Genomic DNA, 7,942 nt, shown 5'->3' on the forward strand with positions numbered 1-7,942 from the left:
GACCGCGCGCCCGCCGCCCGGCACATCGCCGCCATGCTGCCCCGCGAACGCCTCCGCCAGATCACCGAACGTTTCGAGTATCTCGAGGCGCGTCTGGGTGCGGGCGCCGCGCCCGACGCGATAGCCGGGATCGCACGTGAATACGCCGGGCTGAAACCCGTGGTGGAGCGCATCGCCGAGTGGGAAGCGCTGCAGGGAGAGCTCAGCGAGGCCGAGACGCTGGCGGCCGACCCCGAGATGCGGGACCTCGCCGAGGAGGAGGTGGCGCGCCTCCGCGCCGCGATCCCCGAGGCCGAGCAGGCGCTGCGCCTCGCGCTCCTGCCCAAGGACGAGGCCGACGCGCGGCCCGCGATGCTGGAGATCCGGCCGGGCACGGGCGGCGAGGAGGCGGCGCTGTTCGCGGCCGACCTGCTGCGCATGTACACCCGCTATGCGGAGGCGAGGGGCTGGAGCGTCGAGATCATCGACCTTCAGGAGACCGAGCTTGGCGGCATCAAGGAAGTCACGGCGCGGATCGCGGGCGAGGGCGTCTTCGCGCGGCTCAAGTACGAAAGCGGCGTCCATCGGGTGCAGCGCGTCCCCGAGACGGAATCGGGCGGCCGCATCCACACGTCGGCCGCGACCGTCGCGGTCCTGCCCGAGGCCGAAGCGGTGGACATCGACATTCCCGCCACCGATATCCGCATCGACACGATGCGCTCCTCGGGCGCGGGTGGGCAGCATGTGAACACGACCGACAGTGCCGTGCGCATCACGCACCTGCCGACCGGCATCGTGGTGACAAGCTCGGAGAAGTCCCAGCACCGCAACCGCGAGATCGCGATGTCGGTCCTGCGGGCCCGGCTCTATGACCTCGAGCGCAGCCGCGCCGCCGCCGAACGTGCCGCCGACCGCAAGGCGCAGATCGGCACCGGCGATCGGTCCGAGCGCATCCGCACCTACAATTTCCCGCAAGGCCGCCTGACCGATCACCGGATCAACCTGACGCTCTACCGGCTGTCCGAGGTGATGCAGGGCGACCTCGACGAGGTGATCGACGCGCTGACCGAGGAGGCGCAGGCCCGCGCGCTGGCCGAGATGGAGGATTGAGGCCGGTGGACGGTCAGGTGCGCGTCGCCGACTGGCTCAGGGGGGCCGTGGCCCGGCTTGCGCCCCTGATCGGCGCGGAGGAGGCGCGGCGCGATTCCCGGCTTCTGCTTGCCGCCGCGACAGGCTGGAGTGCCGCGCGGCTCGCGGCCTCGGGGGGCGATCCGCTTCCCGCCGAGGCGCTGACGCGGGCCGATGCCTTCCTCGACCGCCGCGCCGCCCGCGAGCCCACGGCGCAGATCCTCGGCGAATGGTCCTTCTTCGGGCGCCCCTTCGCCGTGTCGCGGGACGTCCTGACACCGCGACCCGACACGGAGGCGCTGGTCGAAGCGGCGCTGGCCGCGCCGTTCTCGCGGCTGCTCGACCTCGGCACGGGGTCGGGCATCCTCGCCGTGACCTTGCTTGCGGAACGCCCGGCGGCGATGGGGCTCGCCACCGACATATCGGCCGCCGCGCTGGCCGTGGCGGGGGCGAACGCCGCGCGCCACGGGGTCGCGGGGCGGCTGCAACTGGCGCAAGGAGACTGGTGGGCGGCAGTGCCCGACGACGCGCGGTTCGACCTCATCGTGTCGAACCCGCCCTATGTCACCGGCGAGGAGTACGGCGGCCTCGCCCCCGAGATCCGCGATTTCGAGCCGCGCGGCGCCCTCACGCCGGGGGGCGACGGGCTCTCGGCCTATCGCGCGATACTGGCGGGCGCGCCCGCGCACCTGTCCCCCGGCGGGCGTCTCGCCGTCGAGATCGGGGCCGGGCAGGGGGCCGATGTGGCCGGCCTCTTCCGGGGCGCGGGGCTTGAAGACGTTGCCATCGGTCCCGATCTCTCTGGCAGGGACCGTATCGTCACCGGACGTATCGAGGGGGTGCGGGGCTCGTAAAATCGGACCCGAACCCTGGCGCGCGCAGGCGGAAATGCCCCACAAGAGGCGAAAAAGCCGCGAAAAACCGCCGCTTTTTACGATTACGCCTTGTTTCGGGTCGCGCTGCGTGCTTATTCACCTTTGCGCGGAATGGTCGGCCTTCAGCCGCCTCGCGCGGATTTCGCCAGATACCGCGGGCCACAGGACACGGACGGGGCCCGTCACGTTCGCGGTTTCGGGACCATGAAGGTCCCACCTCTGCAACAGCCAGGACAACTGGATCCAAAGTAAACCAATGAGATCATCGAAGAACCGCTCGCGGTCCAAGGGGAACCGCAATCGTTCGGTTGGCAACATCGTCAACCGCGTGTTCGACAGCTCCGGCCCCGAGGGCAAGGTGCGCGGCACCCCGCAGCAGATCATCGACAAGTACAACCAGCTCGCCCGCGACGCGCAGCTTGGCAACGACCGCGTGGCGGCCGAGAATTTCCAGCAGCACGCGGAGCACTACCTGCGTCTTCTGGGGGAGGCCCAGCGCGAGCAGGATGCCCGCCGCGATCAGCAGCAGGGCAGTGGCCAGGGCGGTCAGCCGCAAGGCAACCAGGGTCAGGGTGGCGACGAGAACGGACGTCAGCCGCGCCCAGAGGGCCAGCAGGACACGCCCGCCCGGACCTTCGACGCGGTGATCGAGACCTCCGACGAGGCCGAGAGCACTCTGGTCGAGACGCCCGAGAACGCCCCCAAGCCCAAGCGCAGCCGCACACGTCGCCCGCGCAAGCTCGAGGGCGAAGGCCCGTCGGGTGACGCAGGCGAGGGCGGCCAGGACGGCACCGGCGGCGACGGGCCCTCCCGCGAAGCGGCCGAATAAGCCGCTTTCCATCGGATATCGCAATTCCGGGATTGTCCGGGGCCGGTCATGGAGCGGCTGTCCCCGTCCGACCCGCGCCGGCTCCCCGGCCGAAGCCCCTGCACCTCGGCGGGGTGCTCATGGCCGTACGTCGCCCACCTTTCGCGTTCAGATGCCGTCCACTGATCGGCGGTCACACGCTTACGCAAGCAGTCGCGCCAACGCGCAGAAGGCCTCGATCGGGATGTCTTCGGCCCGGTCCGTCGGCGCGATCCCCGCTTCACGGAGTCGGTCCTCGATATCGGGCGAAAGCCCCCTGAGGGAGGCCCGCAGCATCTTGCGCCGCTGGTTGAAGGCCGCGGCCACGACCCGCGACAGGACCTTGGGGTCGGCCGGGTAGCGCGGTTCGGGCAGGGCCTCGATCTGCACCACCGCCGAGCGCACCTTGGGTGGCGGGGTGAAGGCCTCGGGCGGCAGCGTCATGGCGATCCGCGTCGTCGCGCGCCACTGTGCCAGGATCGCGAGCCGCCCATAGGCCTTGCCGCCCGGCTGCGCCACGATCCGTTCGGCTACCTCGCGCTGGAACATCAGCGTCAGCGACGTCCAGCGCGGCGGCCAGGCCTCGGGCGTGAGCCAGCGCACCAGAAGCTCGGTGCCCACGTTGTAGGGCAGGTTCGCGACGATCTTCACCGGCGGGGTCAGGTGGTCGTCCCAATCGAGCGCCAGGGCATCGCCGTGGATCACCTCGAGCCGTCCGGGATAGGCGGCGGCGATCTGTTCCAGCGCCGGGATGCAGCGGGCGTCCTTTTCCACCGCCACCACGCGCCGCGCGCCCTCGGCCAGCAGCCCGCGCGTGAGCCCTCCGGGGCCCGGCCCCACCTCCAGCACGTCCGCCCCCGACAGATCGCCCGCGATGCGCGCGATCTTGGCCGTCAGGTTGAGGTCGAGCAGGAAGTTCTGCCCAAGCGCCTTTTTCGCCGTCAGGCCATGGGTGGCGATGACGTCGCGCAGGGGCGGCAGGTTGTCGATGGCGCTCATGCGTCCGGCTTGCCCGAGGGGGCGGCGAGGCGCAAGCGTTCAGGGCCGCAGGAGGGTGACACCGGGGATGTTCTCGATCACGGCCATGTCCTCGTCGTAGGCTTGGCTGAGTTCATCCATGAACGCCTCGGTCCAGCCGGGAAGGTTCACCTCCTCCTCGATCCGGTCCTCGACGGCATAGCGGCCGAGGAACGCCGACACGATGCGCCGGCGGTAGGCCTCGCTTTCGGGGGGCTTCTGGCGCAGGTAGTCGCGCATCCGCCTGTATCCCGCGGGCTCCATGATCTGTTCCACCAGGACGTCCTTGCCCTCGAGCGGGACCTCGATGCCGACCGCGGCGATCTCCTGCAGGATCTCGCCCCAGAGCAGCGGCGTGTCCTCGTTGCACCAGACGGTCACGGGGCAGTCGGGATGGGTCATCGTCAGCCGGCGCAGCATCTCGGACCAGGCGATGGCGTGGGGCTGCATGTTCTCGGTGAACTCGGCGAAATCCGAGAAGCGCGAGGTCTTGAACAGCTGCGGGATATGCGTGGCGGGATCGCGCATGCCGATGAAGAATTCCACCGCGTCCCTTGGGAACAGCGCACGCAGCTGCGTTGTCTGCCGGTCGATCATCGGCCAGATCTGCGGCCCCTGCACGACGAGACGGTTGATGCAGACAAAGCGCGGGTCGGACAGAATCAGCCGGTCGACATCGGAGGCGTCATCGAGGATCGCATCGAGGAGCGCGTCCTGCACCTCCTCGCTCGCGGGCCGTCCCTTGAGCGCGCGGGCGGTGTCGCGCACAACGGCCCGGTAGCGGCCGGGCGGGGGCACCGCGACGCCTTCGTTCTCCAGCAGCTCACGGTTCCGGATCAGCGTTTGCAGAAGCAGATCGTCGTCGGTGCATGGTGCGCCGAGATGGAAAACAACCTGCATTGTAGGGGTAGCCCGCCCGAAAACCGTCCTTCCGCCAACCCTATACGCGGCTTTCGGGGGACGCAATCGGGCGGGAGGACGCCCGGTGCCGTTCGCCACGTCCCACGCGCGTCCCGCTTGCGCGCGCGGCCCGGGCGGCGTATTTCGTGACCCGCGCCCCTATAGCTCAGCTGGTAGAGCATCTGATTTGTAATCAGAGGGTCGGGAGTTCGAGTCTCTCTGGGGGCACCACTTATCTGCATTATTATTTTGTTTTTAAAGTAAAGTTTTCTCTTGGTATCTTCTTGATCCCCCTTTTGAGCCCCCTTTTGATCAGCGGACACTAGAGTAACGTGACCTCAATCAGGACAGGTCGTCCACGGACAACTGCGCAACCAATCGATTCAGCGCCCGCGCCTGCACAACCTCCTGCGATCTCCCACCATGCTTCCACTGCGGATGTGTCGGACCAGCGGCATGACCGCCGCGGGCACCGTGCACCCGGCAAACGCTCCAACCTCGCACGGCCGGGCACCTGCAATGCTCTCCCGTGGACTTCGCCTTCGCCCGGCAGCGAGGCGCGTTCTGGAGCCGATGAACAGGGTTCATGGGGTTAGCGTCACCTTTCGTCATGCTCCCCCCTCCTGTAGCTGACATCCCCAACGATGGCCTGGCCGCCATCGTTGACCTCTACACGTTCGACACGAACGACCTGCTGGGCCTTGGCCCGGTATTTCTTCAACTGATCCATTTGCGACAGGAAGGACCGGCTGAGGCGGGTCATAGAGCGCTCGAATGACTCCCGAGCCTGGAAGGAGGTGGCGTGGTGCAGCTTCAGAGACATCGTGGTCATCGCCACATGCGTTGCTGCCATCTGCGTCACCAGCATGGCCTCGACGGCATCCCGCGGTTCCATCTCGACTGCCATGGCTGGCATCAGATCAAGGTAATGGGATGCATTCTCTCCGAACGAGTTCACGGCTGAAAGCAGGATAGCGCTTGCCGCCTCGTAGGTCTTCGTGCCGTAGAGCTCTTGAAGCTGTTCTTTGCTATCAAGCGTGATGGTGGCGCCGCGCTCTTCTGTGAACACGACCTTCGGAGGCTTCCGAGGTTTCGTGACCTGACCATCGCCGGGCCGCTTCTCAGGCAATTCAGCATCGACGGGCTGATCTTGGTCTTCTTTCGACACGACGAGGCCCTCCAGTCACGAGATATGTTACTTCATAACATTAACTGCCGAACCCGTGAAGAACGTGCCGCTGTCAGAGCCGAGTTTTTTCGCTGCCTCTTGGGCAGCTAAGCGCTTGGAAAAAGACATCCGACCATTCCTGTCAGATGACAGCGTCGAGCCCAAAGCGGACTGGTGCATACGTGGCCCGTCACGACCGCATGATTTTTGTTTTGTCACCACGCAGTCGTGGATCATGCGCCAAAGGTGAACTGAGTTCCGACATTCGACGTAACCAACTGCTCGGGCATACGGCGCCGCATGCCGGTGATGAACCGTTCACCGCTGCAATGCATGGGGATCACCACATCGGGCTGTAAGTCTTCGAGTGCATCGATTGTATGTTCGATGTAGTCGTCCGGTGCCGTACCGAGATGAAACCCACCGACGACCGCGTGGAGTTTCTGGACGTTGGAAACGGCCATCGCCGCTTTCACTGTGTTGATAAGGCCGACATGTCCGCAGGCTGTGATCACCACGAGGCCACGGTCCTTGAGAATGAAACACGCCGCGTGTTCGTCCGGATGATCGTCGAAAACGAGCTTGCCCGCATTTTCCTGCTCGGAGAAATGGTCGTAGTCCTCTACCATCGAGCCTCCGGAAACCGTCTCGAAGGTTTGCCGTTCGATATAGCCGGTGGTGAAGGCGCCGGACATGACGTGCGGCTTATGGCAACAAAGTGCCGGAACGTTGCAGGCCTCAATGGCGGCGCGATTGACCGAACCCCAAGAAAGGATTTCGCCGCCCGCACCGCGTATCCATTTTTCGCGAAACACTGTCTCTCCGCCCACCACGAGATTGACGTCCGGCTGGAAGTCGCTCTGGAACACCCCGACGAATTGTTCCAATCCACCGAAATGATCGCGGTGACCGTGGCTGAGGATCAGGGCATCGAGCCTCTTGGGTTCCAGACCCAGGAGTTCGAAGTTCCGGATCAGGACTTCGGGCGTGTAGCCGAAGTCCAGAAGATATCTGGCCCTGATGCCGCTTGCCTCGGTAACCAGATGAAGCGACAAACCCCATTCACAGGCAAAGGTCGACCGATGGTGCCCGGGGATCGAGCCGACATGGTCAATCCGAACAAAAGGATGTTCGGCTTTCGGAAGAAACCGTTCGTAGCGGGAGTCGACGACGACCCTCACTGCCAGGCTGTCGATGATTGGAGCCTCGATCGGATGCATGACGTTCATGAGTGCCACCTGTCCTTAGATGCTTCGGCAGTCGGGGCGTTAGGTTAACGAAAAAAGATGCGACAAATTGGGGTTAGGATTTGCGGGTGCCAAGGAGATGAAGCGGAAACACAACTGCACCAGTGGCAAGCGTAGTGCAGGATGGGTCGCCGATCCATCGCGATGATCGCGCCCCATTGCCAGGCCGCTCGGGGGATGTCGGCCGGGCTGTGGTTTTGCCGTTTACGTTTTCCACCGCTGGTCGACTTAGGACCGCTCCGCATCGGACATGGCCCTGGCATTTTCCCACCACAAAACAGTCCTCACCCATGGGAATCACGCTCCGTGCGCTGGTGTTGTGCCTAGGGGTGGTTCGGTAGGACTTTTGGGAGAAAGTACCGCTTCGTCCGCACAGCGGCCGCTGATGCAACCCGATCCGAACGGCAGCTTCGTCGCCTACGACGTGCCGGAGGCGAAAGACCTAGCGTTGGGGATCATGGCGCTCTTCGCCCAGCCAGAGCGCGATGCCATCTCACGGCGGACGAAGGAGGCCTAGGCGGCGGCGAAGGCGCGTGGGGTGAAGCTGGGCAATCCGAACGGCGCCGCGGCGCTGAGGCGGGCAGGGAAGGGCGGGGTAGCGTTGCGGGAGACTGTGCGCCAGAACGCAGACGAACATGCAGCCGCACTGGCACCTGTGGTCGAGGCTCTGAGGACGGAAGGCCACGCGACGCTGCGTGCCATGGCAGATGCGCTAAACGCTCGGGGTATGATGACCCGTCGGGGAGGACGGTGGCACGTGTCGAACGTCAGGAACCTGCTG

The 7,942-nt window shown here is 65.8% G+C and carries 8 protein-coding genes and 1 tRNA gene; 5 read left to right on the forward strand and 4 right to left on the reverse strand.

Annotation, left to right across the window (positions count from 1 at the left end; translation table 11 throughout):
- The first annotated feature begins 33 nt into the window (after positions 1 to 33).
- The 3 genes from prfA (at position 34) to N8I71_RS20090 (ending at position 2,811) form a co-directional block, all read left to right on the forward strand.
- Positions 34 to 1,089 (forward strand): peptide chain release factor 1, encoded by a 1,056-nt coding sequence (prfA, locus tag N8I71_RS20080; protein WP_262879830.1) that lies wholly within the window; start codon positions 34 to 36, stop codon positions 1,087 to 1,089.
- Positions 1,090 to 1,106: 17 nt separating this feature from the next.
- On the forward strand, positions 1,107 to 1,961 hold the full coding sequence (gene prmC / locus N8I71_RS20085) for a peptide chain release factor N(5)-glutamine methyltransferase (RefSeq protein ID WP_262879838.1): 855 nt from the start codon (positions 1,107 to 1,109) through the stop codon (positions 1,959 to 1,961).
- A 277-nt stretch (positions 1,962 to 2,238) separates the two neighbouring features.
- Positions 2,239 to 2,811 (forward strand): DUF4167 domain-containing protein, encoded by a 573-nt coding sequence (locus N8I71_RS20090; protein ID WP_262879831.1) that lies wholly within the window; start codon positions 2,239 to 2,241, stop codon positions 2,809 to 2,811.
- A 180-nt stretch (positions 2,812 to 2,991) separates the two neighbouring features.
- On the opposite strand, the gene rsmA is transcribed toward N8I71_RS20090, so the two are convergent.
- Both rsmA and N8I71_RS20100 read right to left on the reverse strand, forming a co-directional pair.
- Complete coding sequence (rsmA, locus tag N8I71_RS20095; RefSeq protein ID WP_262879832.1) at positions 2,992 to 3,828, reverse strand: 16S rRNA (adenine(1518)-N(6)/adenine(1519)-N(6))-dimethyltransferase RsmA; 837 nt, start codon at positions 3,826 to 3,828, stop codon at positions 2,992 to 2,994.
- A gap of 39 nt (positions 3,829 to 3,867) precedes the next feature.
- Positions 3,868 to 4,746, reverse strand: coding sequence for a hypothetical protein (locus tag N8I71_RS20100; protein ID WP_262879833.1), 879 nt, complete (start codon positions 4,744 to 4,746; stop codon positions 3,868 to 3,870).
- A gap of 155 nt (positions 4,747 to 4,901) precedes the next feature.
- Here N8I71_RS20100 and N8I71_RS20105 point away from each other — a divergent pair.
- Positions 4,902 to 4,977, forward strand: a tRNA-Thr gene (locus tag N8I71_RS20105).
- 367 nt (positions 4,978 to 5,344) lie between these two features.
- Here the strand turns inward: N8I71_RS20105 and N8I71_RS20110 are convergent.
- Together N8I71_RS20110 and N8I71_RS20115 are read right to left on the reverse strand one after the other, a co-directional pair.
- Entirely contained in the window at positions 5,345 to 5,914 is a 570-nt protein-coding gene (locus tag N8I71_RS20110; protein WP_262879834.1) for a hypothetical protein, read from the reverse strand.
- 233 nt (positions 5,915 to 6,147) lie between these two features.
- A complete protein-coding gene (locus N8I71_RS20115; RefSeq protein ID WP_262879835.1) occupies positions 6,148 to 7,143 on the reverse strand; it encodes an MBL fold metallo-hydrolase in 996 nt (331 codons plus the stop codon).
- 403 nt (positions 7,144 to 7,546) lie between these two features.
- Between N8I71_RS20115 and N8I71_RS20120 the strand changes: the two genes are divergently transcribed.
- Complete coding sequence (locus N8I71_RS20120; RefSeq protein WP_262879836.1) at positions 7,547 to 7,678, forward strand: hypothetical protein; 132 nt, start codon at positions 7,547 to 7,549, stop codon at positions 7,676 to 7,678.
- The last annotated feature ends 264 nt before the right edge of the window (positions 7,679 to 7,942 follow it).

The organism is Roseicyclus sediminis (genome assembly GCF_025515305.1).
GTDB lineage: Bacteria > Pseudomonadota > Alphaproteobacteria > Rhodobacterales > Rhodobacteraceae > Roseibacterium > Roseibacterium sediminis.